Raw genomic sequence first — 26167 nt, forward strand, 5'->3', positions numbered from 1 at the left:
AAAGTTAAACACTAAAAAAGCTGCGCTTAATTTACAAAAGTCTCCCGTTCTTGGGGTTTACTATAAGTGATTTACCCGAGAAATTTTTTCACTTTTTTAAAGTGATACTTTTCTCCCTTAGTTGGAGAGCTAATAGCAATTCTCCCATAGATTTATTCTATGTCCCCAGTGACTTTTTTAAGTCATAAACCTGACCCTAAAGTGGGCTATAGATATCCCACTAGGGGATTACTCTATCTATAGTTCCACGTTATTTTATTAATGAGGAATTAATTATGAAACCTTTCCGTTCAAACAATGGCCTTATCGCATTCGTAGTTACTGGTTCTCAAATTGAGAATGGCAACACGACCATCTGGGCCGATCAAGTTACCTCTTGGGTAGACGGTCAAAACCAAATGCAGTCACGTACTAACCAGATTCAACTTTTTGCCCATGGGCAATTAGAGTTTCCAGTCGGTGTTGGTTATGTGTGTAAAGTATCTCTTAAGACGTGTAAATTCACTGGTAACAATAACAGCGAACTTACGCATACTTATTATGAACTTCATAATGTGTTAGGCGAAATTGATGGCAATTCTGTTAATCAATTTGGACTACCTTCATTGTGTAACTTTACGCTTGGCGGCAATGTTGGTTCGATTGAACAGAAAAATGCAAATGGCAGTACTTGGTACAATGTTTCAATTGCATTAACTCGTTCATTTAAAGATGAGCAACAAAATTGGCAAGATGAAACCCACTGGGCTCGCCTGTCAATTTCACAAAAAATTTTTGATCAGAACTTCAAACAAGGTTTAGACAAAGGTGATTCTTTAATGGTCGAAACTGAACTCTCTACTAACGATTACACCGACAAAAACGGCAATAATGTCACTGGACATGAATTCCGCGTTAGTCGTGTTCTTGGTATGGTTAAGAAGTTCGAACTTCAAAGCTTAAAAGCTGCGAATCAAGCCCCACAAAACAATGGATCTGCGTACAACAACGCACCACAGCAAAACGCTCCACAGCAAAATGCTCCTGCGTATAACAACGCACCGCAGCAAAATGCTCCACAGCAAAATGCTCCTGCGTACAATAACGCTCCACAGAATGGTCCAGCGTATAATGCACCACAGCAGAATGCTCCACAGCAGAATGCCAATAATGCACAACAACCTGACTCTACACAGCGTCAATTCCGCCCACAAGCAGGCAACGGAAATTTCCGTCAGCGTGCTTATAATCAGCAATAATTCGAGGTACGCGGATATGAATTTTTCTCACCAGAAAAATGTATCTGCAGCACGAAAAAGGCGCGCTCTGCGCCTTCTTCGAAAGGCTCAGGTACTGAATAACCCCAAACTTCTTCATAAAGCAGAAATGCTACTTGAAGATGCTAATAAAGCTTTCTTTCTCAAGACAGCTTAACCCCTTAATTAACTACCCATATTAATTTAACCCCACACTTCATTCCTGGAGGAATTAACTATGTCTAATGCTAACCCTGTGACTACTGTAGACACGAATAACCAACCAACTTCTACTGTTGAAGAAATTGATTACTCAGAGATGATTACTGTTCGTATGGCCGACGTGTTCAAACCGTTTGTCCCAGCAGCAGTAACGGCAGTTATTCAGATCCCTAAACACCGTCATCCAGATGTACCTCGCGAAATCGCAGGTTATATTCCAGATGAAAAACAACTTTCCCAAGTTATATCTTGGTTTTGCTCACCTCAACGACCTAACTTCATGCATATGGTTGGTCCTACGGGGTCTGGTAAAACTGATTTCATGCTTTGGCTTTGTGCTCGCCTTAATTGGCCAACTGTGCTGGTGTCTGTTAACCCGACATTACGCCCTGAGAAGATGCAAGGCCGCTGGGTGTTGTCAAACGGAATATGTTTATGGACCTATCGCTGACGCAATGAAACACGGAAAATGTGTTTTGCTTGATGAATGTGATAAAGGGTCTTTAGATTTTATTGCCAAACTTCACCTTCCTTCTGAGATGACGAAACCTTGGTCTATTGAAGACACAGGAGAAATCATCTATCCACACCAGAACTATCGTTTTGTAACGTTAGGTAATACTTCTGGAGAAGGGGACATTTCTGGTTTGTATCCATCGTCTCGACGTTGGGATACGGCTTTTCGAAATCGTTCATTCGTTGTGCCATTTCCGTATTTACGCACGGAAGTAGAAGAGAAAGTGGTAATTGGTAAATTTCCGTTTTTACGCGACCACAAGAAGTTACTGAAGAAGTTAATCCAGTTTGCTAATGCTATGCGTGATGCAATGTTAGGTCCTAATCGAGATCGAACAACCAAATCTGGTATTGGAACGGCTTTTTCAACTCGTGTGGTTTTATCTTGGTGCTACTACATTCAAATTAATGGTGATAGAGCTCCACTGCGTGCTTCGTTTAATAATGTATTTTGGAATGGCTGCGACACTCGTGACAAAGCTGATATCGAAAAGATTATTGATCAAGTGTTCAAAGATAAGAATGGTCATATTCTCGATCAACCGTATACCTGGTTGAAAGAGCAATCAAAAAAGTAACAAGCAATGATTCAGAGTGTGATGATGCTGATTTGCCAAGATCGGATTTAGACGGTCTAGATATCAGTACAATCAAGTTCAAAATGTATCATTGTAATGACAATGGAAGTAATAAGCTTTGGGGATATACGTGCCTTGGTGCCGACACACTGGTTGTTTACGGAGCCAAAGGCCAAAAGCTTAACTTCTATCGTAAAACCCATCAGTCTGAGTTACTAGCGCGTAACTACATCGACAAAAAAGTTAAAGAGAAAATGAAGAAGCAATATCAGTTTACACAGATTAATTGTTTCAGCAAAAACGAACTTAGGTTCGCTACTCCTTAACAAACCTACCTAACCCCTTCAGGGACTAGATTCCCTGACCGGGATCAGTCCCTCCAATTTTTATTCCTTGGAGGAATTATGAAAGACATCAACGATACCCAAACTCTCGATATCGATACAGTAGCTCAAAATCAACTTGACCAAGTGGCTCAACAAGATGGCGAATTTGCTAATCGACTCGAAAATGGGCTTGTGATTATCGATGTAACTACTTCTGGCCGTGATGGAGAGAAAACGTTAGCGAATGCTAAAACTCTCTTAGACGAAAAGGAAGTGAATTCAAAGATTGCTCGTAAAGCCCGTATTGAGTGGTTTCCTCGTTCTGAGTTGCAGTTTAAGAACACATTGGAGACTAAGGCACGCCGCGCTATTGCAGCCCGAGGTGTCCGATATGGACGCGTTACCGCGATTCCAGTTGATGAACTTGACTCTCTACTCGTTGAACTCAAGGCAATTCAAGCTGAGTTTTATTCAGAAGTCGCTGACCGTGATAATCGCTATGACACCATAGTTGAAGAACACAAGAAAGCTAACCCTGATATGGCTGAAATTATTGAGTCATTGAAGACCCCTAAAGATGATTTCTTTAGACGTTTTCAATTCAACGTGTTGCCGCCGATGGCCTTCAAACCTTATTTCAATGATGACCAACAGGAAGCTGTTGATTACATCGTGGAAGGGATTTTGGATAACGTCGCGGAGCAAGCTGTTGTTGTTTATGAAAAAATTATTGGTAAAAGTTCAATGATTCAGCGAACTTTCAAGCCAATAAGAGCTATTCGTGATTACGTTTACTCAATGTCATTCCAACACACTGTGTTTGACCGATTGGTTGATGAACTTGATGAAGCGTTCGATACCTTACCCAAAACTGGGAACATCGAAGGCTCTGATATGACCTACGCGGTTAAATTGGTACATAACCTTACAGAACGTGGCTCCATCTTAAATGGCATTGTGCCGGTGATGGAAGTCGCAGATGAATCTGAACCGAGAATTATTGACGCGATTAAGGACTCAGTAGTTTCTACTGATACTGACAGCGGCAATAGTACTCCTACCTATGAAGAAGTCACTGGCGAAACGTCAACAACCGGCTTCTGGTTCGGCTAACCCCACCTACCTAACCTAATGAGCTCCCTTTGGGAGCTCTATCCTATTTTTTGGAGGAACACCTTATGGCTTCAATTCAAGAAGTTCAAAACACAATGCGAGTTATTACAGATATTCACGCACGATTTGACGTAAATATCTATTTTGACCGTCGAACTTGCTACACGAATGGCAGAGATATTTACATCAATGCTGGTGACCCCTCTGATGAAGTTTGGTCACGACTCGTTGAAGCAAAAATTACTCATGAAGCTGGTGGTCATTTACGATTCAGTGACTTCTCAGTCTTCGAGAAACACCTCAAGGGTAAATCAAGCACGTTCTTATCAATCAACAATATCATTGAAGATTGTCGCGTAGAGACTGCTTGTATGAAGGAGTTTTCTGGTGCCTACTGGGTATTTCAGAAAATGACTTATGACTTGCTCGAAGAGGGTTATTTTCAGGAACCAATAATAAGTGACGGCCCCGCTGGGTTGTTATTTGCTTGGTTATTGTATTCTGGTCGTGGTATTGCAATTGAGGGGCAATCTCACCTAAAGAAACTTGGTGATGATGCTCGACATCTACTGATGAAATTAGGCACTCCAAACTCTCCAATTTTTGATGAAATTGAAAAGCGGATGATTAATTGGGGTAAATTACCTTCAACAGTGGCTGCTATAGATGAAACCATCGAGGTTATGCTTTTATTAAAGCGTCTTTCTAAAGAGCAACCGCAACCACCACAGCAACAACAATCGGCTAATCAGAATTCAGATTCAGACGATGATTCAGATGGTCAGGGCTCCGGTTCAGATTCAGACGATAATTCAGATGGTCAGGGCTCCGGTTCAGATTCAGATGATGATTCAGATGGTCAGGGCTCCGGTTCAGATTCAGATGATGATTCAGATGGTCAGGGCTCCGGTTCAGATTCAGACGATGATTCAGATGGTCAGGGCTCCGGTTCAGATTCAGACGATGATTCAGATGGTCAGGGCTCCGGTTCAGATTCAGATGATGACTCAGATGGTCAGGGCTCCGGTTCAGATGCAGACGATGATTCAGATGGTCAGGGCTCCGGTTCAGATTCAGATGATGATTCAGATGGTCAGGGCTCCGGTTCAGATTCAGATGATGACTCAGATGGTCAGGGCTCCGGTTCGGATTCAGATGATGACTCAGATGGTCAGGGCTCCGGTTCGGATTCAGACGATGATTCAGATGGTCAGGGCTCCGGTTCGGATTCAGATGATGACTCAGATGGTCAGGACTCCGGTTCAACTGGTCAGGGCGCTTCTCAAGGCTCTTCAACCCGTAACCCACTCAGTGATGAAGATTTTCAGCGCTTGGGTGAAGCATTGGCCGATCTTCATGAGCTTATCGATCAAGCGATCAATAAACATGCTTCAGTGAATCCGGCATCCTATGAGGACATTTGTAACTATAACGTCACGCCAGAGCTAAATGGGCGAATGTTATCAATGCCAATCCAAAGCAGTATCAACTCTGGTGCTCGTGCGATTAAACGTATTATCGAATCGCAGATGTGGGCTAAAGAGGCTGTACCCATCATGTACGATGAATCTGGTAGTGATTTTGACTGTGATTTACTTGCGGGTGTAACTGCTGGTAACAGTCGAATCTTCTATACAGAGGATATCGTTGAGACTCATAAATCTTCATTCGTTATTGCGATTGATATTTCTGGCTCAATGGGTGTGCCTGTTACAAATGAGTCTGGAGATCGAACTGGCTACTGTCGATTAGACATTGCCCAGAAAGCCGCCTTATCGGTTGCAGCTGCACTTGAAGAGTTGGATGTACCAGTATCAGTCTTGTATTTCAATACGATGGCTTATGTTGGAAAGTCATTCAATGAACCTTTGATGCAATGCTATCCGCGAATCGGTATTGACTCTAGTGATGGTACTGAAACCAATAAGGCTGTCTTAGCTGCTCGTCAAGAGTTTACAAAGCTCGATTTGGCAAGCAGAAAGCAATTACTTGTTGTTACCGATGGGTGTCCAGCTGATACACATGCTGTCGAAAGTCAGGTAGAGCAATGTAAAGCCGAAGGGATTGATGTTGCGTCAATCAATATTTGCGAATCAAGGTACGGAGGCATTCCAAATTATCAAGTGATACGTGATGCTGATGACCTTCCCGCTGTGTTGGATGACATGATTCAACAGAACTTGTTGTCATCGATTGAAATTAGTTAAACGTAACAGTGACGCTCTTCGGAGCGTCCCTTTTAGGAGGTCAAAATGAGCAATTACAGAAGATCAAAAATCCAAGATGTACATGCGTTAGTGATGCGTCATGGTGGCTGGTCCTCAGTGTTCAAATGTTACGGTGAACTAACTGAGGCGATGCGAAAGTCTTCAAATGGTGTTTCTAAAGCTGTACCAGATCCATTCACTGGCAAAGGCAAAACTGTCTTTCGCTTGTACAAAGATTGGAACGAGTCTGGTGGCGGTTATTACAATGGTAAGGGTCGTATTGGTGATGGTATTGATATGGTCGCTTGGCTTGAAAATTGTAATAAATCGAAGGCGATGGACATTATCTTAGATATTTTGGGGGAGTCTACAGACAACATTTCTCAACGAGAAGTGAAAGCCGTAGCCGCTCAAAAAGAAGAGAAAGCTGTTCTTAATCCTGCAGATATAAGCAAACGCCTATGGATTTTGCAAAAGGTTGAACATGAGGCATTTGCTGTCACTGAATCTGAAATAGGTATGAACTATCTAATATCTCGCGGATTAGGTGACATTCAAATACCTTGCAACGTTGGGTTTCACTCACAACTTAAAATGTGGGACTCACAAAGCAACGAAGTGTATTTACCAGGCATTGTTTTATACATTCAAAATTTGAAAGGTGAGGCGATTGCTTTTCATCGAATTTTTTTGAATGACGATGGCTCAGATAAATCACCGTTGCTTGATAACCCTAAGATGCAAATGTCACCAATAGAGGATCCTCGCGGTGCATCAATACAGTTTGGTATGCCTTTAATCTGCAAAGATGAAATGGGCAATACACGAATTGTGTTAGGTGTTGGAGAAGGTCCTGAAACCTGTTTGGCTTGCCAGCATGCTGAGAGTATTCCTGTTTGGTCAGGTATCTCTTCTACCTTGATGGAGCTGATCGATATTCCTTTCGAAGTAACCGATTTGGTTATTTTTAAAGACAAAGATCGCCTTACACAAGGAAAAGACATGCCGGAAGGCGACAGAGCTGCCATCTCTTTGAAGGAACGTGTAGAGAAAAATATGAATCACTGCAAAGTGACCATTGCATCTCCACCGAGTCCCATCAAGGAATTGGCAAAATCACAAGATTGGCTTGATGAATGGTGTGATTCTGGATATCAGAATTTCATCGGATACTTAGCCAAAAACAAGCTTACACCGGTTGGTTTTCTCGATAGAGAATTTAACGATGTTGCTTAAATACGCATTAGCCTTCCTTCGGGGAGGCTTTTTGCTTTTAGGTCGCTCAAGGATTGGTCTAAACGCAAAAAGCTCAAGACAATGCACGGTTGCTGTATAACGATATAAATAAAATCACTGAAGGAGAACCTTATGGTCACTGGGTCTTGGTACACGGTTGATGGTAAAAACATTGAAGGGCTGTCCGAGCTAAAGTTCTCTGATATGGCCAATGCACTGAGTGAAGTTGAGGCTTCCTATGAATGCATCGTCCTTGAAGAGTCAGAGCGGTTAGGGTGGAGCTTATTGCAAGTGAAAGCCGTTGTGCCAATTAAGGATGGCACAGTAAAACGAAAATCAACCTTAAGGTTACTACTCAGCCATTAGGTCACTAGAACACAAGTACTTCGTAAACACGGAAAATACCGCCAGTAATTGCCAAAAGTACGATGAAATTCGTGTTAACTGTAATTGATTTACCCGAGAAATTTATCACTTTATTAAAGTGATTATTCCTCATCCAGTTAGGATGCTGTTGCAATATCCTCTTGTCTTATGACATGTCCCCATTGACTTTAATACCCAAGTCACAAAAACCTACCCATAGGGAACAGTTCGTACCCTATTACCATAGGTTGCGTTTGTTCCTTTATTCCTTGGAGGAATTACCATGCGCAACTCTATCATTGATGCAGCTTTAGCAAACTATACGTCTTCTATGACCCGCTATATCTGTAACGATAACCCGTTGGACCTACAAATCGCGCAATGCGCTGTTCGTTGGATTAACGCCTCTCTTGAGCTTACTGGCCGTGAACATTTCCGAACTACATCAAATGGATTATTAGATGTGCCATTTCTTTTAGATTCAAAATACCACGATAACTTCGCTACAGATTGCTGGTTTCTGGCTGAGACTTTATTTGTCCCGACTACTGAAACAATCAAGCAATCGCTTAAACCTGGTGACGTCATCAAGATGATTCACATGAACGATATTGACCCAATTGATGCAGGAGAACTTGGTCAAATCAAGCGTATCGACGACATGGGAACATTGCATATGCAATGGGACAACGGTCGTTCTCTTGGTATTTGCATGCCTGCTGGAGATTTATTCGAGGTTTATTATGCGAGTTAACAACACACCCATTCCAACTGATTCTTGTACGGCGCTTGTCGCACTAGAAAGAGCTGGATACAAAGTAAATTCTGAATGCCGAAATGGTTACTGTGGCGCTTGTCGTCTCAAAGCTACTGGCACTCCTACTTACTTAAATGACCCTATTGGATATAAGCAAGACGGTGAAATACTTGTTTGTTGCGTTGATTCGCAATCAGACATTGACATCGAACTACCTTAATTACCCATAACCCCAACAAACTCAACGTCAATCAAAGACATTGAACTTGTATCCCCAATTCCTATGGAGGAAACCCTTATGTCATATGAAATCATCTATGAGAAATTTGCTACGTTCTGTCCTGCAGATGTAGTAAGTCAACAAAAGAAAGATTTCCTACTCAAACATTTCAATATCAATTGTTCAACTATGAGCGATTACGATATCGATGCCGAACTTTTCAGACGGTTCAAGATCATCTCAACGGATAACTTGTACATGCTTCAACTCTTAATTGGTCCGTCCAATTGTGTTGATACAGAGTCAGGAAAGCGCACCCGAGATTGGATGTATTGCGGTGTCGACACTGAATATTCACTATTCCAAAAATACGGATGTGAATGGTGCCGAAGTGTTGAAAGTGGCGATTTAAAGCCTAATGGTCGATGGGCAACCCCTGAAGGCTGGCTTAAATCATTACGATTGGCATTCAAGCAAGCAGTGAGTTATGAGGCTATGCCTTATTGTCATTCCATGTCTTTTTGGATCGTCAAACCTACAACCTGGGAAGATCAGTACAAACTCAAGCAGTTTGAATCGATGGTATCCAGCTTTGGTGCTGACATCATGGAAAGAAGTTGGTTTGGTACTCGCAAGTTATATTGCTCATTTAGCCCTGAGTCGATGTTTGAAATGTACCTGTTTCAAGAACTATCGATTCGTTTTTTTGGCAAACGTGCATTCAGCACGACTAGCCCGAGTCTAGGTCTAGTCAAGCAAAGAGCTATATAGCTCAACCCCTTACACCTTACCCATTAGCAGGGACTTTCTTCCCTGTGGGAAGTTGTCCCTTCAAAACCTTAATAGTTCTTGGAGGAACTGAATATGATCACTTCAGATATGCTTTTAACTGCAGCAAAACCCTTCGGATTACCAATCGTTGCGATTGATGATATTGAAGCTGATGCGCGTAGCTTGAATCGTACTCGCCGTGATAACCCAACCACCCAATTTCTCTGGGTTGTAAAGCCTTGTGGCAGTGTCTTGTTTCCAATTGGAAAAGGCGTGAATCCACACTTCGTGACATTTTGTTTTGAAGCAAGTCATCAAGCGTTCTTGATAAAAAATGACGATATCTTTCCGATTGAAACCGAAGAAGCCGAACAGCTTTCGTGCAAACTTCCTTTCGATGTGACGGGTATTCGATATCAAGAAACACTGGTACGCAAAGTCACTCAATTACTGAGCCATGCTTGCGTGCATTCTTCTGCTCTTGCGGAATGTAGCTTAGATGAAAACTCTAGCTGGAAGTCATGGCAACGTTGGTTCGAAGATCTAAATCATCCAGTCATGGCTGCGTTTATGTCTCTTTGTATTCAGCGTTCGATTGAACTGACGGAGGCAAACTGATGAATCGCAAAACTTTAGATATTCAACGTCCATGTCGTCGAATACACGATGGTCACAGCTTTATGATTGCTCAACGTGTTCTGCGTTTGCCTGATGAAGACTCTGGCCTGTCTCATTCAATTGTTCGATTCGAAAACAGTCGTGTTGGTTTTGGAAGCTTAAAGCTAAAAAGACGAACGGCAATTCGAATCACCAACAAAGAGAATGGTCAATGGATAATCCGATATTGCATGGGTAATGGCGGCAAGATTAAAGGGCTGAACAAGGAATATATTGCTATCGATTACGATGGTGTAAATGAACTTGGTGTGACCTTTAATAAAGACGTTCGTTTGTCTGTGAATACAGCTGACTGGTGGGACATTACAAGATGGTTTTGGACGTTCCCAGATCTTAATGTAAAGCTTTCCTTTCGTTTAGGTTTGATTGGATTTCTTTTAGGGATAATCAGTCTAGCTGACTTAATTGCGAAGCTATTTATAGCTTAACCCCCTGTGGGTCCGATACCCATTAGGGCGGTCCCCTCATTTCAAGAGGTATACCATGAATGAACTAACACCTACATCGCAAGATGTTGAAGCCCCTCGATCCGTTTTGGAGTTTCTAGACAACTTAACAGCATCGAAATACTTCTATCTTGAGGCCGCTGGCGCGTACCTTAGTGAAGTTATTGATTCTGAATTGCTCGATGATAAAGCCAAGTTGCTCGAATTCATTGAAGACAATAAGTGTGAAGCCGTTGAAGACATCAGCGCAGAGTTGGTTGAAAAGATGATTTCTGACCGTGCAGATACATTGCACAGTTCAGCGTTATACATCTTGAAATCATTTCTCGGCACAGTGCCTAAAACTGAGGTTGAAGCTCTTCAAGATGGCGCTGTTGCTGATATTTGGTATGACGCTTCGGACCACGGAGACACTAGCGCCGCAGCAGTCATCAAAAATACGCAAGATGCCATGAGCATTATTGCTGACTTCTTAACGAAGTAACCAATCTTAAAGGAATCTTCCTTTTACTCCCTTTGGGGCATACGTCCCGTAGGGGAGTTGTGTGCCTCATAGGTTAACCAGCTTATGCAGAGGAACACATTATGGGCTTTTTTTCTTTCAAAACCGCTGACACAAAACAGTCAATCTTTAATACGTGTACTGAGAAGTGTCGTCCAGTGTACATGCTCCAACCAAACAACGAAGACCCAATATATGAACCGGCTTATGAAGGTTATGGTGTTTTCGGAGGGGTTGATGCTTATACATGGTTAGCGAAACATAATTTGCCAACGACAGTCACGAACTCATACGACGACGATTAACTCCGAACTCTGGGGATAAAATTGGCCTTTGGCTTGGACTCTTTTGAATACGATAACCATCTATTCATTAAAGAGAATGAGTTGGATGTGCTAAGACAGGTGAACCCTGCACTGCTTGAACGCGAGTTTACCCAATTCCAAGCTTTTTCCGATTTCATTATCGTGAACGGCGAGGAAATTAGACCAAACGATCTCCCATCGCATTTGAGAACTGACCTGCAATTAGCACCAGTTAAATACCCATTAAAATTCAGTTTCAGAAAAGGTAAGCAATACAGTGATTACCCTGCTTCTGAGAGCTGTCCATATCAAGGTTACTTCATTTAACCCCAAACCTTGATACAACCCACCACTACCCGTGAGGGATCTTCCCTCATAGGGATAGATCCCTCAAAATTGGAGGAATCTATCGTGGAATCAACCTATTTAGATGATACCGACCATATCTTAATTAAAGCGTTATCCAAAGAAGATATGCCGATAAATGAAATTGCCAAAAAGTTTGAAGTACCAATTGCCAATATCGCGATGTCACTAGACACCTGCCATTTTGCAATTACTGACAACATTTTGCGTAAAAACTCTCAGCTAGGAAAAATGAAATTGACTGCCATTGGTATTGAAAAACGATGTACCTTATGCAATCACTTTTTTCCGCTCACTAAAGAATTTTGGCACGTCAAGCGCACCACTAAACATGGCCAGCGTGAGATGGGAACCTGCAAAAGTTGTGAAGCTGAAAAAAAGCGTCGTCAAGAACTCGATGGCCGCTTAAAAGACTTAGGAGGTAAAATGTGTTTCTCGACACGTTACCTGAATAAGTAGCTGCATACCTTGTAGTTAAGATGAAAAGTCACCCGATCGGGTGGCTTTTCATCCACCATTTCCATCCGCTTTGACACATCCAGCCATCTCGCTTCGCCCTAAATTTCAATTTCTTTGAAATACTTCCTAAATCCGCATTTGTATGTTGCATAACCGTTTTAACCGACTATCAAGAACTTAAATGGGTTAGCGCACATGAATAAACAGGACACGATCAACCAAGCACTGAATATCATCACCAGTTGGAACCTTGATGACAGCCATTCCAAATCCTTCTCTGATTTTGTCTTCTATTGGGCCTTTGCGCATACTAATCAGCACAAAGTGACTACAAGGTTAGATTCTAAAGAATCAGTACAAGATGGGGTGGTAGAGCTTGCACAGTTGTTAAGCAATGCAATGCTTAATGGGTACAGTGATCCAATCGGGGACATTCTGATTGAGTTAGGTGTGAATACAAAGACGAAACGAATCAACAATCATCAAGATGACGATTTTTTAGAGCAAATGATGGGGCTCAATGATAACGAGGTCTATGAACCATTTTGCGGTACTGGTGCGTTAACTATGGAGCTCATGCAGGCATATTGTGAAAAGCATACAGAACGCAGCAATCCTCTCGATCACTACACTTATTATCTCGAAGAGGTTAAGCCCCTCAACTGTGCAGCCGCAGTGATTCAAATCTTTCATAAGCTCGAATACCTATCTACCAAATTTGGTACTGCCATCATTCCAGGCAACCTCAAAATCATCAATATCGATCCGATAACACGACAAGAGGGGACCCAACACTACATCGCCAGTAAGATGTCGGATGCTGAACAAATTGAACACAACCTGAACTCGCTGCCTAACACTCAACCGACGATACACTAGGGGGCATTTATGATAGTAAGTTTGAGTGCAGTTAAAGCATTAACCTTTCATGCTTGATTTTCCCGTTCAAGTGGCGTGAGCGAGTTTGCCATTTTGGTTTAGCAGTGTTCTGAGAAGGCTTTGCCCCTTAATGAGATACAGTCCAAAGTTGAAACAGTAATGTTGAGGTCACTTTGATATTCAAAAGTATTGAGCAGCTAAAGAAAAGGGCAAAGCCAACTTATTCACACCTTTCAGTGAGCATAAGTTTTGTTTTAAGAAACGCAAGTTTGATGTCATCAGTTTTGGTGAACTTGAACTTACCATCAGTAGAAGCGTCGAACCTTTCAAAATAGTATTCGAGTAGCGGATCATACCTACCACTGTGAACCCAAGTGTAGAACTTTCCGAGTTCGTATCGTAATTCTTTATTAAGGTCAGATCTTAATCTCAGTACACTAATGGTTGCTAGGTCAACGATGTTCATTTCTTGTAGATTCGTCTTAATCTCTTCAATCAGAGGTAGGAGGGATTCTTTATACTTATCAGCTAATGGTACAAGGTCAGCGTCAGTTACTTCCGCTTCAAAAATCATAATGAGGTCATCAATCTCTCCATTATAGTATTCGTTATCTAATCTTTTTTCTGACTCAGTGCGAAGAACATAGAGTTGTTCTAAAGGATCAGGTTTAGTCTCAATTTTTTCTTTTGAAAGTTTGTGTTGGTACTCAACAAACAGCGTTTCAATCCTATCAGCGATAACATCTAGGTACTCATATCGTATCTTGAGAAATTCGAACAGCTCATTGATATTCAGGTTTAACGTTAAGTCCTCTTTGCCCACATCTCGACTGTACAAATGAACACTCAGGTCGCCAGTGTTGAAACTGCTTGTAAATGGCCAACTTGCGAATCGCTTTGAATTCTCTTGATTAAGATTTACTGGGTGAGCACCGAAACACGCCCTGATAGTTTTAAAGTAATTATTGTCATCTTCATTAGGGAAGAGGCGAGCTTTGAAGCATTTCTTTTCACCATGAAACGGATCTTTATTGTCATTCATAAACACTCGATGGAGTTGTTTGATTGACTCGAAAATGAGGTCTATTGAAGAGATAAGAGAGTAGACCTGCATACATCTACTATCTATATTCTTGTCAAACTCAGGTGCATTTTCTAAGTGCCTAACAGAAACAGTGATCCAATCCATAGCAGAGCAAACGAGGTTAAAAAGGTTCTTACCGCCTTTATCTTTGTAGATTTGATACACAAAGCTAGAGTTTGAGTTCACTAACTCCCTAAAATCCGTGATTTTATCATCACTAACAACGCTTCTCATTCACCAGTTCCTTTTCTAACTAACTGAAAATATTATAAAGAATGGCAATTATGATAGTGATAGTTCTTGATCTCTTCAAATATATTATCTTTCGACACACATCATAGATTGATATTGGTTGAGTTTTATATTTGATGACCGCAACATAGACGAAATTCAATCGCGAATAATTCCCAATATAAGGAATTAGCTAATGATTGATAAGGAGATTAAGTGCAAGTATCAGAACTAAAAACAGTGGCCACCCTGGTCCGGAAAGTGATTAAGAAGGTCGTTTCAGAGTCAACCTATGTTGATGTTGAGCTTCAAAGGTTTCCTTCAGGTTCGTGTGAGGTATCTAGTGTAATTTTGGGACTCTATTTGAGAGCAAAATATGATGTTAACGTTGTATAGTCAGTCGGCAAACGTCCATCTCCGGAATGCGAGTACAGTGAAAATAACCATGTTTGGTTAACGGTGAATGAAACTATTGTTGTCGACATCACTGCTGATCAGTTTGACGATTGTTTGGAGAAAGTATTTGTTGGTCGCGATAGCGCTTTTCATGACACATTCGAAGTTTATGATACAAGACCGGTAGATTTTAGTTACTTACTGAGACGCGGTTCAGAGGGATATGGACATATATATAAGGAAGTAGTTACTCGAATGGCAAACTAGTTTACCTAGTCGCCAGCTTATTCGATTGGTTGAGTTTAGTTAACAAGGTGACTTTTAAGTGCTTTATATTTTTCGATGGAGGGGTACTCATAGATAAATTTGATGTTGAGCTACTTGGTTGGGACGGTAGTCTGGAAAGTTGTTTAGGCATGTTTTCAGGGCTTTATGGATATCACATTGACCCTAGTACCCACAAAAAACCTAATGAATGTATTAAGTATGAAGAATTCCTTAAAAGTTCAAATGTTTTGAATCAATGGCAAGAGAGTATGGCCAGTAACGGTGATACCCCGATATTTAAACTATTTCAGAGAAACTATAGAGGTTTCAATGTCGATGATTTCATTAATTTAGATATGGAAATACAGGAGAAAGGTCTTTCATTAGCCAAAGGTCAGATTTTGTTTCGCGGTGTCTGTTCTGAAAATGAAAATGATGACTGGACCAAACCTGTGTCTACAACTTTGTCTCCTTACATCGCGATTTACCACGCATTGAAAAATGGTTATACGAAGCCCATAAAAATATGTGTAATCGAGGTTCCAGTTGATACAAATGTAAAGGCTATTATAGGTCCATTTGGTGACAATGTTGATTTTGGGCAAGAGTATGAAGTTTTAGTCAATTTTAAGCACCGCCCGAAAGTTCATGAAGAGATAACTAGAGGCAATGTGACGTTCCAGTCATTACGTTGATTGAGTCTATGCATTGATCTTTATGGTCAGTATTGGATTCTGGTAGTACCTAGACACACGCTTTGGGACGTAGAAAAGTTTCAAACTTATTGTCCAGCGATAATAGTCATCAATCTTCATGAGAACTATATCGATTTGAATAGGTAATGATTGAAACCCACGGTCACGATGTACGTGTGCGCTATCTGCAATGGTTAGAAAGCACGCGTACTCAAAACAAGCAAAATAAGCTGACTAATTGGAAACTGAGACTCATTACTTTGCCATAGTAAAAGGGCAAATTGAGTAACACACTGTACACTTGGACAGCGAGGATCACCCTCTAGCTCACCTGGTTATTACGCCATCTGAAATGTAATCAGTCCTTTGACTGCCCCTATTAACTCCTCAGAGTTACCAACCTTCAAATACAACTCTTGTTTATACCCCAACTAGTCCCATGAATAACTGGAGTCCAGATATGAATGCACTTAACTTCCTTGGTTTTGATTGCCGCATTGTTAAACGTCACTACGCTAACGGTGTAATTGCGCTTGAGCTGATTGCTGCTGAAACCGATAACAACATTAACAACGACACCTTTCCCGGTGAACGCATTTGTGTTGCAACAACCTGTGTTCCAACTGACTCTCTTTTAGAGAATGAAACATGCATCAAGAATTTCAGTGAAAATACTGGAATTGAACATGTTCTTGTTGAGGCCGGAATCATTAAGCTAACAGGAAGATCATACAAAACCGGCTACGTTAATGTACCTATTGTCGAAGTCTTGATTTAGTGATTTTTATACCCCTGTTTGCCATTGAATAAATGGAGATCTCATATGACTACTTTCGAACAAATGTCAGCTTTAGTGGATATCGAAATCAGTCTTATTAAAACTGTCAGACGCATTAAATTGCTCAAAAGACCACCGTCAAATTTGCTCTTAGAGACTTATCGCTCATTCAATGAGTTGAAAGCTCAAAGTGTCAAATTAGATAGTTACGCAGGCGACTGCATTATTGCTCGAATTGACCATCTTCTACAGGACGATGAGATACAAGCACTTCTAAAGAAGTAACCCCCCATTCGAAGTTTGTTTCCCAACAAACATAGAAACAAAGATCCGCTCTTAACCCCCATAACCTTAACCCAACACGGGACCTATTAGCTTACCCGTGCGGTGGCCTAGTACGTCTCAAATTCCAGTTCTTGGAGGAGCTAACTCATGCCACGAAACATTCCAATAAGTAAGTTTGCTGACTTTATTTTGTTCTACAAGATCAACGGCAAGGTGAAGCAGAAAAAGTTTGAAGATACAGAGGCAGAAAATGTGTATCGCTACGCTAGGTCATTCCCACAAGGAATAGCTTGGAAAATTAGACAACTACCCTCACAGCAACAGGTGTGATTATGAATATTGAAATGACAGAAAAAGCCATGGCAGAACCGGTCGCGATGCATCTAGAAGGTGCTGATGTAGCCGTCGTTGTGGAATATTTTTTAGGTCGCCTAGTTAACGAGATTCCTGAAGAGAATCTTGAGGTGGTACTTAAATCATGCAGCTCAGAAATCGATATTCATTCTAGAAAATGACACCTGCACTTACTAAACCCCATGTGCCTACGCACGAACTATACCGAGGAACTACCATGTCTTTCACAACAAAATGCGCAAATTTGAAATGTAACTTCATGAGCAAATTTGCACTCACTACTATCATCGGCTTGTCTTCTTCCACTGTACTTGCAGATTGTAAGTTTGGTGCAGAGACAATCCCTTTAGGTGAACAACTCACAATCCGTGATGAACGCTTAGTTGAGCAAAGTTATGAATATTATCTCAATCAAGGTCACACGAAAGAGAAGAGTATGCAAATGGCCATGTCCAGCGATTGGACGGTCGTAACCGTTGAGTGTACTCGTCAATTTGCCATGAACCCTGAATTCTCACCAGAGACAGCAGAACATCCAGGTTCCCAATTTGTTTATATTGGTGATGTGCTGGTGGCTGGAGAGTTTCAACGAGAATTTTTACCAACTGTAATGGGCTTGTCCCTAAATGATGAGGAGACATCCCATGTACAATAGAGTTATTGATTCCGATTGGGTCATGATTGATCAATCTTTAACACCGTGTAAGTTCAGTACTGCATTTCATGAATACTTGTGCTTACGACGTCATGATAATCATCATGATTTTGATACGAAAAAGCACGGATTACTTACACCCACGCGCAATTACTCGATTGAGTTTCTAATGGCTGCTACCCATTCTTTTATCGACTTCGGTGACACGATAGTGGTTCCACTTCGAGCAGGGAATAATGACATCCAAGAAACATTGTCGTTTAAGTTTGTAGCATGTTTAACCGATTCAGTTGCCAAACCATTATGGGAACAATACGCCGAATATCACTCCATTCGCTCCGTCGAACGGTTTGCTGAAGCGGTGAATTCCAATAAGAGCTTTATTTGGTCATGGTTAAAACTTCAAGCATCCACGTCTGTGAACCAAGAGCAATCCACCAAACCATCGAGCAGTTTAGAAGATGATTTGCGAGAACTCTTATGCGACTTTCGTGAAGATGAAAAACTCAAAAAGCAACGTAGAAATACGAGCTTAGATATAGACAAAGGTTACTTTGAAGGGTGCGAATGCACGCTGGCTTACGTTCAATCACACATCATTCGTGTGTTACGTAGCCATGGCGTTCGTATTCCTGAACAAATAAACTAAAAAAATGCTCCCTTTGGGAGCATTTATCTTCAATTTCATTCCATTTCCTTCATTCAGTTAGGCTTATCCATGTAACCGAAGAAGTCCCCCAGCGGTTACTCTTTTGGGTTTTATATTCTTTTACCCCACTTCCGATTCGATACAGCAAGATCGCTTGATCTTCTATGTTCGATAGCTTGGTGCTCAAATCCCCATCACCAAACTGTGTAATGACCTGATTGATGAAGTCATTTAGAGCAGCTGTCTTCTGGTTGATGTTAATGGCCACCAAGTCACCGTCACTGAGTGTCGCAAGGTTTTCATCCAAGTCAGAATTACGCCAAGTGGAAACGTCGGCAAATCCATAACTATGATACTCAGCATTTGCACTCTTTCTTAGAAAGACTTGAAGGTTGCCTGTTGGCGCTTTCAATCTGTCCATCTCCAATGTTCGATCACATCGATTAGAGTCGGCATCTGAGCATGTTCTTTGTACGACGTAACGCCAATCGTGAGGTGAGTCAATCCAAGGGAATTCAATGCTGAAATTCGCAACTTCCGCATCCGGAGTAAAATAGAATATGGGTAGAGCTGACCCTGCTTTATCAAGGTTAACGGTTATCGATACCGTATCACCTGGTGCGGCAACCTTATCACCGACCATCATGTCATGAGTGTTATTAACATCAGCGGTGATTAGAGCCTCATGTGGGCCTTCTACTAAATTACCCTCACCACTTTCAAGTGCTGGAATGGTCACGAGGGTGTGAGGCGTATTGTCTAAGTCAAGCAGCTGCACATCGGAAGTGATAATCTCAAAATTTTGGTTCAAGTAGTCATTGTTTGTCGAGGGTATAACCTGAATATCGAATGTCCCTGCATTGTACGTCTTGAGTCCATCGCTTGTTTCGAAGGTGATGTCGTGATGCATGCCAAGATCATCGTCAGTTGGATTCATCTCAATGACACCCAACTCATTTAATCGCATGAAGTTAGGCTTATTGATTATATTCACGACCGGTTTACCGTCAGTCCTTGTTGATTTAATTTGGGTGAAGACATTCTTTATTTGACCAGACACAAGGTGTGGAGGCAGGGTGAAGGAAGTGCCGCTTGATCGTACATTTACATCGACATTGCCGTCAGTAAACAAGTTCGATTCATCCGTCACTCTGTATTTAAATGTCTGAATGCCATCGTGGTCAGGTGATGGGGTATAAGTAAAGGTACACGGGGGAGTCATCGTCACAGTACCATAATAAGGCTGTTGGCTTACCATGCAGCTGTGGCTATCCGTTGTATTCCTATCCGTCCATGTGCCCGTTACCGTAAAAGGCACACCTTGAGAGATATCCCCTGTTTTGTGTTCAGCTATAGGTGGATATAGTTGCTGAATGGAATTGTAACGCACCTTCCCTTGTGACCAGTTAAAAAAGCCGAAGTATCCCGGAGCTACGGTCAGGTTATTGACATCAAATATTGTCGCGCCATCTAACTTGGTCACAATCCTATTGGGAAACAGCTGCATTTCAAATTGATAGGGCTGGCCGTGCATCCACTCTACGTTTCGCTTTTTGCCTAAGATAGTATTTTTGCCTTGTTCGACATCATGAACCGTCCACCCATAATCGCTCATCTGATCTAGGGTGCCATCGAAATAAATCAAACTGAAACCACTGTCTGCAGAGGTCGGTAGCTTTTTCCAAGAGAACAGGTAAAAGCCACCAGCAGTAGGATCGCCGTAAATGAAACCGATATAGTCATCATCACCGGCTCCTGCATCAACCTGTATGATCCCTTTGAAGGTTCGATACTCATACTTGTTGGCACTCATAAACGCGGTAGGCGCACCATTAATGCTTTGATACACGCTTTGGCCATCTTGACTTACCGCCCAGTTTCCCGAAGCCGCTGCGCCGTATTGCTTCCAAGTGTGGAGATTTACTCGGTCAGATTCCGCGTGTGCAACACCGACAGTCATCAGTAAGTGTATGACCATGCCAGAAAGGATGTTCCTTGGATTGAATTTCATGGCTTGTTCCTCTTATTAATGAATCGGTGAACCCGCGCTTTCGCTGACATCATCCTCAAGTTCGGTTTGCAAACGAGCCAGAGAAAACTCACAAATATCAATTAAATCTGCATCATCATTAAATTTCGCGACCGATAAAATGCTGCTTATGAGCAATTGGCGCAAATGCAGGGGCGTATCATCGGTTACACCTAAAACCTTTAATGCCGCCACTAACCGGACAGTACTATTGGTTTCTGTGTTGGTCGAAGTCGTATTTGTAGTCATCATTTACTCCAGTTTTCTTTTGCTGCGAACGCTGTGGGAAACGTGCGTATTGGGGGCTGTGCAATAGCACTAAACCGCAGAAAATTTCAACGCCAACCCAAAATCACGGGTTTAGATTGGCTACGTAAGCTGAGGATATCTCAGTGTCGAACCAAGAAATTCAAATAAGCAGGGCTATATCAGCGATTAAATTGATACGACTATGAGATTGGTGTGACGTTTAGCGAGCTGTCGGTCACTGAAGCGATGCTTTGTCAATTAAGGTGCGATATTGGCTTCGCTAATTTCTAAAAGGAGAGAATGGGGCGTGTATAAATGAACTGAACCAATCAGTCAGCATAAATAAGGTACATTATGAACAACAACATGAAGAACTTTAACTTTAGAATTACGTGCATTGGTTTGATACTAATGCTGTGTTGCGGTCTGTCATTTTTTTTCCAAGCCGCAGTAAATGGCTACCCACTATTTGAATTCATTGCCGAAGTAGCTTTACGAAACAATCTTCCGCAAGATGTTAAAAATCTCGCGATGCTTCAATTACTTCCAACTGTCGGTGGCTTATTGTTAGCTATCGGTGGTACGAAAAAGATGATCGCTGAGAAAAAGACTGCCGAATCGTCTGACGTCGAAGAGCAAGCATAAGTTAAGTGGTTATGGACCTCATAAACCGCATTATGAGGTCTTGCTGATCCAAAACTCACCATCGCAAGGACCGACGAAAGGAATGGCTTCGCCACTGTTTAGGTACGAGTCTTCGCGTGATTCTCTTGGAGAGACAACGCAATGGTAAGTAATTGGAGATAAGCTAATAAAGAAACCAAGTTTCATCGGTCTAGATTGTCGATCCCAATATACTCGGCTGCGATATTGGTGACCTGTTTGTCTCCTATACACTATATCTTCGCGACCAAAGTAGTTCACTAACTCTTGCGTGCTTACTTTTAAAGAGAGTGTTACTGGAGCTAACGAAACGGTAGCGGTACTGAACCCAAGGTCAATTAAATCCTTTCGCATGTCGTTATAGTTTTGAATGTCGCGTTCCGGTGTATCGCTATATTTACCTCGTACTAAGCTCACTTCGTCAGAGCTCGTGATTAGATTCGAAGAGTGCGCAACGTTTTTGTAAACACCGATACGCGTAGCATCAACTAAAAAAATAGGTTCACGAGAGCATCTTTTTTCCGAAAGTGTCAAAGATTGATGAAGGTCGTAAATTTCTTTGGCTTGTTTCTGAAGTTTATTGAACAGGCTTTGATCGCCATTAACGTGACCTATCCAGCGAATATGTTGAGGTTTGGTCAGACGAAGGTGACCCGACTCGGTAAATTCTTCAGTGTATTTTGGATAGCAATGTGAACCAAAGGACTCAACTTCATTTGTGGAAGAGAGTACATCGTCGAAGAACTGCTCTTCTAATTTGAAGAAGCGTACCCAATCAGCGTTGCGGTTTGTCATTCTGGAAGACTCTTAGATAACGTATTATGTTATTGTATACAATTATTGGTTAAATACAAAAGGGGCCTTGTATGACGAATCAATTGCCAGTAGCGCATCAAGAATGCGTCGAGGAAAAGGCGTTAGGCACTTAAAGGAGCTCAACTCATGCAAGAACTATGGTTATTGGTGATCTTCTATATCACATTTGGGGTTTGGGTTGGATGCGGCACCGCTCCCGCAATTCTCGTATGGATTAAGAACCCACACGAAAGTTCTTTGTGGAAGATTTGGGCTGTCACGTACAGTTTGGCGCAAGGGCCAATTGGGTTGCTTTCCATCAAAAACTGGAATCTGGACTAAAGGTTATGCGTATGTCTATTGGAAGCGGTTATAAGAGGCTTACAGTCGCCTTTACTCTCTTAGTCGTCATAAAGTATGTCGAACCTGTTTCTTCATTTTTAAATGTCACCCCAAACTCTCTAGCCGATATTTCACTATTTCTATGCGCGGTATGTGTGCTCTCTATTTGGATACAGAGAAAGTTAGTTAACGACCGTATCTAACATCATCCGGTGACACTTTTTCCGCGATGTCTAAAAGTATAGCGACTACCGTTCTTTGAACATCTTGCTTTTGCTCTTCAAGAGTAGAGCTAAATAAACTGATCTTTCTATCGATACCCGTTGCGATGGCATAGCCAGCTGATGGGTAGAGCACGATATTAAACGCGTCACTAATTTTAAGTTCGTGAGTGCCGTCATCCAAATTTCTCCATGAAATCATATCTCTCTCCTGTGCGCTAAGTGCATTGAAGTTCAAACAATATCATCATCCAAAGTGGGTACACGGTAGTTTTGAGGGATATGAAAAAAAATTTTGGGATCTCGGAAAAATTAAGTAGGTTTAAATCAAAAGGAATACATTCTTATGTTAAAACCAACTTTCACGCTCTTAACTGATTACGTAATGAACGTCATCACGGTAGTTATTCAAACCCTGAAATACATCATTCCGACTCTGTGTATCTTACTCAGCTGTTATTTTGGTGATTATGTGTTCATAGTCGCAATGGGCGTCTCACTCGTACAGGCGAAAGCCATTAGAAACATCGCCTATGAAAAGATAGTGCTCGATGATCCGACGCACATGAACCTCTCTATGTTTCATTCCGAATATTGGCACCGATTCTGTAAGACGGCCAAACTTATGACGAAGTTCTCTGTTTTTTATCTACTCTTGTTTGCACTTGATTCATTCAATTGGAACGACACCTTTATCAATAAAAATTATAGCGAGAACCTGGCCTTAGAGAATCTATGGCCTTGCTTACTATCGGGCTGGAACTATGCTCTTGTCCTATTGGTAGCGTTCATGACTTGGGTGATAATGACACCGATAAAATTAGTATTCGGTAGCACCGAGATATTGATGCTGGAGTGGTATCCGATCACTAATCGTTGGAAACATGCATCAGATATAAACCTCCATTTGGCAGACCCTTACAAACCAATAAAAGGCAAAAAAGACCAACTGATCAGAGAAATGACGATGTTTACTAGCGCATTGAATGGTAGTGGATTTTACTCACTCAGCGTCAACACACACGTAATTAGTGGGAAGTTATGGGAACTACTAAAGATAACGTTAAGTGATGCAGTTATCGATGTGAACAAGAAACGTAAAAATTGGCTCGACTTCACCGTGTATAAGGTAGCTATCTACGTCAATCAGTGTGGCCTGAAGGGAAAATCCTATCAACAGTATCGTGATCTTATAGGTAAGCAGAGGTTTGAGAATAACCACATCGTAAAAATTCGCTTCAATGAAAAGCCGATAAAGCGAGAGTCGGTCCTGATTAAATAGCGTGTATTAAAAGGCTCTGATTGTTAGAGCCTTATTCATACATCAATTTGTCGAAGTCTTTGAGAATCGTCATACCGTAGCTGGTCAATGACAGCCAACGAGGACGTCTTCCTGAAACGGGATCAATTCCCATTGCTATTAAGTCATATCTCGTCATATTCGTGACGTTGAAAATTGGAAGAGAGGATTTCTTGTTGGCATGTTTAACCAAGTCACTGAGAAATTGATACGAATCCTTACCATCTCTATTGACCCCGTAGAGCTCTGCTATCTCGGTCATAATATTGCCATTTCGAGTGGCATCAATCAGTACGAATGTGGACAGGGAAACATCATATTTGTTTGCTAGGACACGAGACACGTATTGAAGACCACCAGGTTTGAGCTGCTTAGACATCTGTTAACTTCCTGAAATTTCGATATAACAATAGATAGCCTTAGTAATATCTAATATTCCGCTACTAACAGCAACACACAATACCGGTTGAACCACAACCTTGTGATGACAATGTGCTTAATAGAACACATCGATGTTGTATATCTAATCCAAAGCCAATTGAAGGAACTGAGATATGCAAACGAAGCAAGGCGAACTGAAATTTAATACTGGTAGAGGTTATGCACCGGATGGACAAAGAATTCATGCGACTATTATCGATGATACTGAAGTAACACTCCGTGTACGATTTTCCGATAAAACGCGTGGGATAGATGGCGAAGTACAAGTGCTCGAATTCACAGAGACTGCCATTATGCGTGAGTATGATTCCGGTAACTATACAGAGGTGTAATGACCATGAATACAACAACACCAAGTAAGGTTCACAACAAGATGAGCACTCAAGAGATGGCCGCATATATGTTGGAGTCGGGAGTGCATTACACTGCTGCAAGTTTATCAAAAGAGTTGGGTATACCTCTAGCCAATGCATCTGGAAACTTATATAACATAATAACCGGGAAAAAGTATGAGACTGATTTAGTAGGTAAGCCAGTCACCGTAAAAGTCGTGGATATACGTGGACTTAAAAAGGGGCAGCGTTTGTGGTCCCAGATTCTATCGGGCTGCTGGTCTTAGTGACAATGTAACGCAAATAAATGGAGAACGTTATGATGGGGATTATTCGCAGTACGATGTATTTGGTTGTTTTACTTGCTTCGTTTTCATCACTGGGAAATGACATGTGGCGTGGGTTGGTAGTTAAGGAAGAGCATCGATGTTCACCATACGATAAGAAAAGCCAATACCCATATCCCGCTTCAGTAGAGTCAGCGATAGTCGATAGTATGGGAGGTCAGATTTATGGCCCTTATACTGGCACCTACTACCAATCAACTTCAGAGACAGACATCGAACACATCATTGCAGCCAGTGAAGGGCATGACAGTGGGCTCTGTGCGGCAAGCCCTGAAACAAGAAAAGCATTTGCAACAGATCTATTGAACTTGACCCTAGCATCCCCAGCTGTGAACCGTTGTAGTTCTACTGGAAAATGCGGCTTGGACGCTGGCGAGTGGTTACCGCCAAGAAACCAATGTTGGTTCGCGTTGCGTGTCATTGAGATAAAAACTAAGTATGGCCTTAGTGTAAATCCAGTCGAAGCGAACACGTTGGAGAGTGTTATCAATAATTGCCCGTCTTTTGAAATGGTGTTCTATGCACCTGCGGGAAGCGCTCCAACTAAATACGTCACCCAATCTACGGGGCATACGCATTCATGTCTGACCGAGACAGGGATGGTGTTGTGTGCGAGTAAACGATTTATTGCTGGCGAGACTGAAGTTTTGCCAGCGTTCTCTTTGATAACTTCCGACCCACAAAAACAAACAACCCCAAACAGACTAGACCTACGCCAGCACCATAGCCATTGAAAATGTGGACTAAAGCTAACCAAGCGAAAAATAGTACAACAACTAATATTGCAAACCTTACTAATGGCATAGTGACCTCTTAACTTTCCCTTTGATTTAAACAACTTAACATCGTTTAGGTGAAACCTAAATATAAAC

General features: G+C 41.7%; 38 protein-coding genes. 32 read left to right on the forward strand and 6 right to left on the reverse strand.

Features of this window, described 5'->3' with window-relative positions:
- The first annotated feature begins 275 nt into the window (after window positions 1-275).
- The 19 genes from OCV56_RS25200 to OCV56_RS25285 all read left to right on the forward strand — a co-directional run bounded on the left by OCV56_RS25200 (window position 276) and on the right by OCV56_RS25285 (window position 13182).
- The gene (locus OCV56_RS25200) at window positions 276-1238 is read left to right on the forward strand and encodes a single-stranded DNA-binding protein (RefSeq protein WP_086714906.1); all 963 of its coding nucleotides are present in this window, start codon (window positions 276-278) and stop codon (window positions 1236-1238) included.
- A 16-nt stretch (window positions 1239-1254) separates the two neighbouring features.
- A complete protein-coding gene (locus OCV56_RS25205) occupies window positions 1255-1413 on the forward strand; it encodes a hypothetical protein (protein WP_154723760.1) in 159 nt (52 codons plus the stop codon).
- Between the two features lie 60 nt (window positions 1414-1473).
- A complete protein-coding gene (locus OCV56_RS25210) occupies window positions 1474-1908 on the forward strand; it encodes an AAA family ATPase (protein WP_086714905.1) in 435 nt (144 codons plus the stop codon).
- 4 nt (window positions 1909-1912) lie between these two features.
- Window positions 1913-2551: a hypothetical protein gene (locus tag OCV56_RS25215; RefSeq protein ID WP_086714904.1), complete on the forward strand. Its 639-nt coding sequence runs from the start codon at window positions 1913-1915 to the stop codon at window positions 2549-2551.
- 32 nt (window positions 2552-2583) lie between these two features.
- Window positions 2584-2877, forward strand: a complete 294-nt coding sequence (locus tag OCV56_RS25220) for a hypothetical protein (protein ID WP_086714903.1) — start codon at window positions 2584-2586, stop codon at window positions 2875-2877.
- 78 nt (window positions 2878-2955) lie between these two features.
- The gene (locus OCV56_RS25225) at window positions 2956-3990 is read left to right on the forward strand and encodes a DUF3150 domain-containing protein (RefSeq protein WP_081230317.1); all 1035 of its coding nucleotides are present in this window, start codon (window positions 2956-2958) and stop codon (window positions 3988-3990) included.
- An 816-nt stretch (window positions 3991-4806) separates the two neighbouring features.
- Window positions 4807-5388 (forward strand): hypothetical protein, encoded by a 582-nt coding sequence (locus tag OCV56_RS26215; RefSeq protein WP_455432289.1) that lies wholly within the window; start codon window positions 4807-4809, stop codon window positions 5386-5388.
- Window positions 5389-6242: 854 nt separating this feature from the next.
- Complete coding sequence (locus OCV56_RS25235; RefSeq protein ID WP_081231378.1) at window positions 6243-7433, forward strand: DUF7146 domain-containing protein; 1191 nt, start codon at window positions 6243-6245, stop codon at window positions 7431-7433.
- A gap of 132 nt (window positions 7434-7565) precedes the next feature.
- A complete protein-coding gene (locus OCV56_RS25240; protein ID WP_081231379.1) occupies window positions 7566-7799 on the forward strand; it encodes a hypothetical protein in 234 nt (77 codons plus the stop codon).
- A 283-nt stretch (window positions 7800-8082) separates the two neighbouring features.
- Entirely contained in the window at window positions 8083-8553 is a 471-nt protein-coding gene (locus tag OCV56_RS25245; protein ID WP_198595718.1) for a DUF4314 domain-containing protein, read from the forward strand.
- Complete coding sequence (locus OCV56_RS26190; RefSeq protein ID WP_081231380.1) at window positions 8543-8776, forward strand: 2Fe-2S iron-sulfur cluster-binding protein; 234 nt, start codon at window positions 8543-8545, stop codon at window positions 8774-8776. The genes OCV56_RS25245 and OCV56_RS26190 overlap by 11 nt, the downstream gene beginning before the upstream one ends.
- Window positions 8777-8854: 78 nt before the next feature.
- On the forward strand, window positions 8855-9547 hold the full coding sequence (locus OCV56_RS25250; RefSeq protein ID WP_081231381.1) for a hypothetical protein: 693 nt from the start codon (window positions 8855-8857) through the stop codon (window positions 9545-9547).
- Window positions 9548-9640: 93 nt separating this feature from the next.
- Complete coding sequence (locus OCV56_RS25255; RefSeq protein ID WP_081231382.1) at window positions 9641-10165, forward strand: hypothetical protein; 525 nt, start codon at window positions 9641-9643, stop codon at window positions 10163-10165.
- Window positions 10165-10653: a hypothetical protein gene (locus tag OCV56_RS25260; protein ID WP_081231383.1), complete on the forward strand. Its 489-nt coding sequence runs from the start codon at window positions 10165-10167 to the stop codon at window positions 10651-10653. Before OCV56_RS25255 ends, OCV56_RS25260 begins: the two co-directional genes overlap by 1 nt.
- A 55-nt stretch (window positions 10654-10708) precedes the next feature.
- Window positions 10709-11155, forward strand: coding sequence for a hypothetical protein (locus tag OCV56_RS25265; RefSeq protein WP_081231384.1), 447 nt, complete (start codon window positions 10709-10711; stop codon window positions 11153-11155).
- A gap of 101 nt (window positions 11156-11256) precedes the next feature.
- On the forward strand, window positions 11257-11478 hold the full coding sequence (locus OCV56_RS25270) for a hypothetical protein (protein ID WP_086715513.1): 222 nt from the start codon (window positions 11257-11259) through the stop codon (window positions 11476-11478).
- Between the two features lie 33 nt (window positions 11479-11511).
- Window positions 11512-11805, forward strand: coding sequence for a hypothetical protein (locus OCV56_RS25275; protein ID WP_102560770.1), 294 nt, complete (start codon window positions 11512-11514; stop codon window positions 11803-11805).
- An 84-nt stretch (window positions 11806-11889) separates the two neighbouring features.
- Window positions 11890-12303: a hypothetical protein gene (locus OCV56_RS25280; protein ID WP_081231386.1), complete on the forward strand. Its 414-nt coding sequence runs from the start codon at window positions 11890-11892 to the stop codon at window positions 12301-12303.
- Between the two features lie 195 nt (window positions 12304-12498).
- Window positions 12499-13182, forward strand: a complete 684-nt coding sequence (locus OCV56_RS25285; protein WP_081231387.1) for a hypothetical protein — start codon at window positions 12499-12501, stop codon at window positions 13180-13182.
- A gap of 220 nt (window positions 13183-13402) precedes the next feature.
- Here OCV56_RS25285 and OCV56_RS25290 read toward each other — a convergent pair whose 3' ends face one another.
- Window positions 13403-14500 (reverse strand): hypothetical protein, encoded by a 1098-nt coding sequence (locus tag OCV56_RS25290; RefSeq protein ID WP_086715510.1) that lies wholly within the window; start codon window positions 14498-14500, stop codon window positions 13403-13405.
- A gap of 707 nt (window positions 14501-15207) precedes the next feature.
- Here OCV56_RS25290 and OCV56_RS25295 point away from each other — a divergent pair.
- From OCV56_RS25295 to OCV56_RS25330, 8 genes are all read left to right on the forward strand, one after another.
- Complete coding sequence (locus OCV56_RS25295; RefSeq protein WP_081231390.1) at window positions 15208-15855, forward strand: hypothetical protein; 648 nt, start codon at window positions 15208-15210, stop codon at window positions 15853-15855.
- Between the two features lie 146 nt (window positions 15856-16001).
- Window positions 16002-16124, forward strand: coding sequence for a hypothetical protein (locus tag OCV56_RS25300; RefSeq protein ID WP_261901434.1), 123 nt, complete (start codon window positions 16002-16004; stop codon window positions 16122-16124).
- 191 nt (window positions 16125-16315) lie between these two features.
- A complete protein-coding gene (locus tag OCV56_RS25305; protein WP_081231391.1) occupies window positions 16316-16633 on the forward strand; it encodes a hypothetical protein in 318 nt (105 codons plus the stop codon).
- Between the two features lie 45 nt (window positions 16634-16678).
- Complete coding sequence (locus tag OCV56_RS25310; protein ID WP_081231392.1) at window positions 16679-16918, forward strand: hypothetical protein; 240 nt, start codon at window positions 16679-16681, stop codon at window positions 16916-16918.
- A 147-nt stretch (window positions 16919-17065) separates the two neighbouring features.
- The gene (locus OCV56_RS25315; RefSeq protein WP_081231393.1) at window positions 17066-17248 is read left to right on the forward strand and encodes a hypothetical protein; all 183 of its coding nucleotides are present in this window, start codon (window positions 17066-17068) and stop codon (window positions 17246-17248) included.
- A 2-nt stretch (window positions 17249-17250) separates the two neighbouring features.
- Entirely contained in the window at window positions 17251-17433 is a 183-nt protein-coding gene (locus OCV56_RS25320) for a hypothetical protein (protein WP_081231394.1), read from the forward strand.
- Between the two features lie 56 nt (window positions 17434-17489).
- Window positions 17490-17927, forward strand: coding sequence for a hypothetical protein (locus OCV56_RS25325; RefSeq protein WP_081231395.1), 438 nt, complete (start codon window positions 17490-17492; stop codon window positions 17925-17927).
- Entirely contained in the window at window positions 17917-18576 is a 660-nt protein-coding gene (locus OCV56_RS25330; protein ID WP_086715506.1) for a hypothetical protein, read from the forward strand. Before OCV56_RS25325 ends, OCV56_RS25330 begins: the two co-directional genes overlap by 11 nt.
- Before the next feature lie 49 nt (window positions 18577-18625).
- Here the strand turns inward: OCV56_RS25330 and OCV56_RS25335 are convergent, their stop codons facing one another.
- Both OCV56_RS25335 and OCV56_RS25340 read right to left on the reverse strand, forming a co-directional pair.
- Window positions 18626-20587, reverse strand: coding sequence for an Ig-like domain-containing protein (locus tag OCV56_RS25335; RefSeq protein WP_086715505.1), 1962 nt, complete (start codon window positions 20585-20587; stop codon window positions 18626-18628).
- 15 nt (window positions 20588-20602) lie between these two features.
- Window positions 20603-20857, reverse strand: a complete 255-nt coding sequence (locus tag OCV56_RS25340) for a hypothetical protein (RefSeq protein ID WP_150330745.1) — start codon at window positions 20855-20857, stop codon at window positions 20603-20605.
- 351 nt (window positions 20858-21208) lie between these two features.
- Here OCV56_RS25340 and OCV56_RS25345 point away from each other — a divergent pair, with 351 nt between their 5' ends.
- Window positions 21209-21499 (forward strand): hypothetical protein, encoded by a 291-nt coding sequence (locus OCV56_RS25345; RefSeq protein ID WP_086715503.1) that lies wholly within the window; start codon window positions 21209-21211, stop codon window positions 21497-21499.
- 30 nt (window positions 21500-21529) lie between these two features.
- On the opposite strand, the gene OCV56_RS25350 is transcribed toward OCV56_RS25345, so the two are convergent.
- The gene (locus tag OCV56_RS25350; protein WP_086715501.1) at window positions 21530-22312 is read right to left on the reverse strand and encodes a hypothetical protein; all 783 of its coding nucleotides are present in this window, start codon (window positions 22310-22312) and stop codon (window positions 21530-21532) included.
- A gap of 528 nt (window positions 22313-22840) precedes the next feature.
- On the reverse strand, window positions 22841-23077 hold the full coding sequence (locus OCV56_RS25355; RefSeq protein WP_081231402.1) for a hypothetical protein: 237 nt from the start codon (window positions 23075-23077) through the stop codon (window positions 22841-22843).
- A 144-nt stretch (window positions 23078-23221) separates the two neighbouring features.
- Between OCV56_RS25355 and OCV56_RS25360 the strand changes: the two genes are divergently transcribed.
- Window positions 23222-24157 (forward strand): hypothetical protein, encoded by a 936-nt coding sequence (locus OCV56_RS25360; RefSeq protein WP_086715497.1) that lies wholly within the window; start codon window positions 23222-23224, stop codon window positions 24155-24157.
- A 31-nt stretch (window positions 24158-24188) separates the two neighbouring features.
- Here the strand turns inward: OCV56_RS25360 and OCV56_RS25365 are convergent, their stop codons facing one another.
- The gene (locus OCV56_RS25365) at window positions 24189-24554 is read right to left on the reverse strand and encodes a hypothetical protein (protein ID WP_081231404.1); all 366 of its coding nucleotides are present in this window, start codon (window positions 24552-24554) and stop codon (window positions 24189-24191) included.
- A 175-nt stretch (window positions 24555-24729) separates the two neighbouring features.
- On the opposite strand from OCV56_RS25365, the gene OCV56_RS25370 reads away from it, so the two are divergent.
- Genes OCV56_RS25370 through OCV56_RS25380 form a run of 3 tightly spaced genes read left to right on the forward strand, consistent with a single transcriptional unit; the run spans window position 24730 to window position 26029 of the window.
- On the forward strand, window positions 24730-24948 hold the full coding sequence (locus tag OCV56_RS25370; RefSeq protein WP_086715495.1) for a hypothetical protein: 219 nt from the start codon (window positions 24730-24732) through the stop codon (window positions 24946-24948).
- A 5-nt stretch (window positions 24949-24953) separates the two neighbouring features.
- Window positions 24954-25235, forward strand: a complete 282-nt coding sequence (locus OCV56_RS25375) for a hypothetical protein (RefSeq protein WP_133152255.1) — start codon at window positions 24954-24956, stop codon at window positions 25233-25235.
- A gap of 32 nt (window positions 25236-25267) precedes the next feature.
- Window positions 25268-26029, forward strand: coding sequence for a GmrSD restriction endonuclease domain-containing protein (locus tag OCV56_RS25380; RefSeq protein ID WP_086715491.1), 762 nt, complete (start codon window positions 25268-25270; stop codon window positions 26027-26029).
- The last annotated feature ends 138 nt before the right edge of the window (window positions 26030-26167 follow it).

Source organism: Vibrio gigantis, from assembly GCF_024347515.1.
GTDB lineage: Bacteria > Pseudomonadota > Gammaproteobacteria > Enterobacterales > Vibrionaceae > Vibrio > Vibrio gigantis.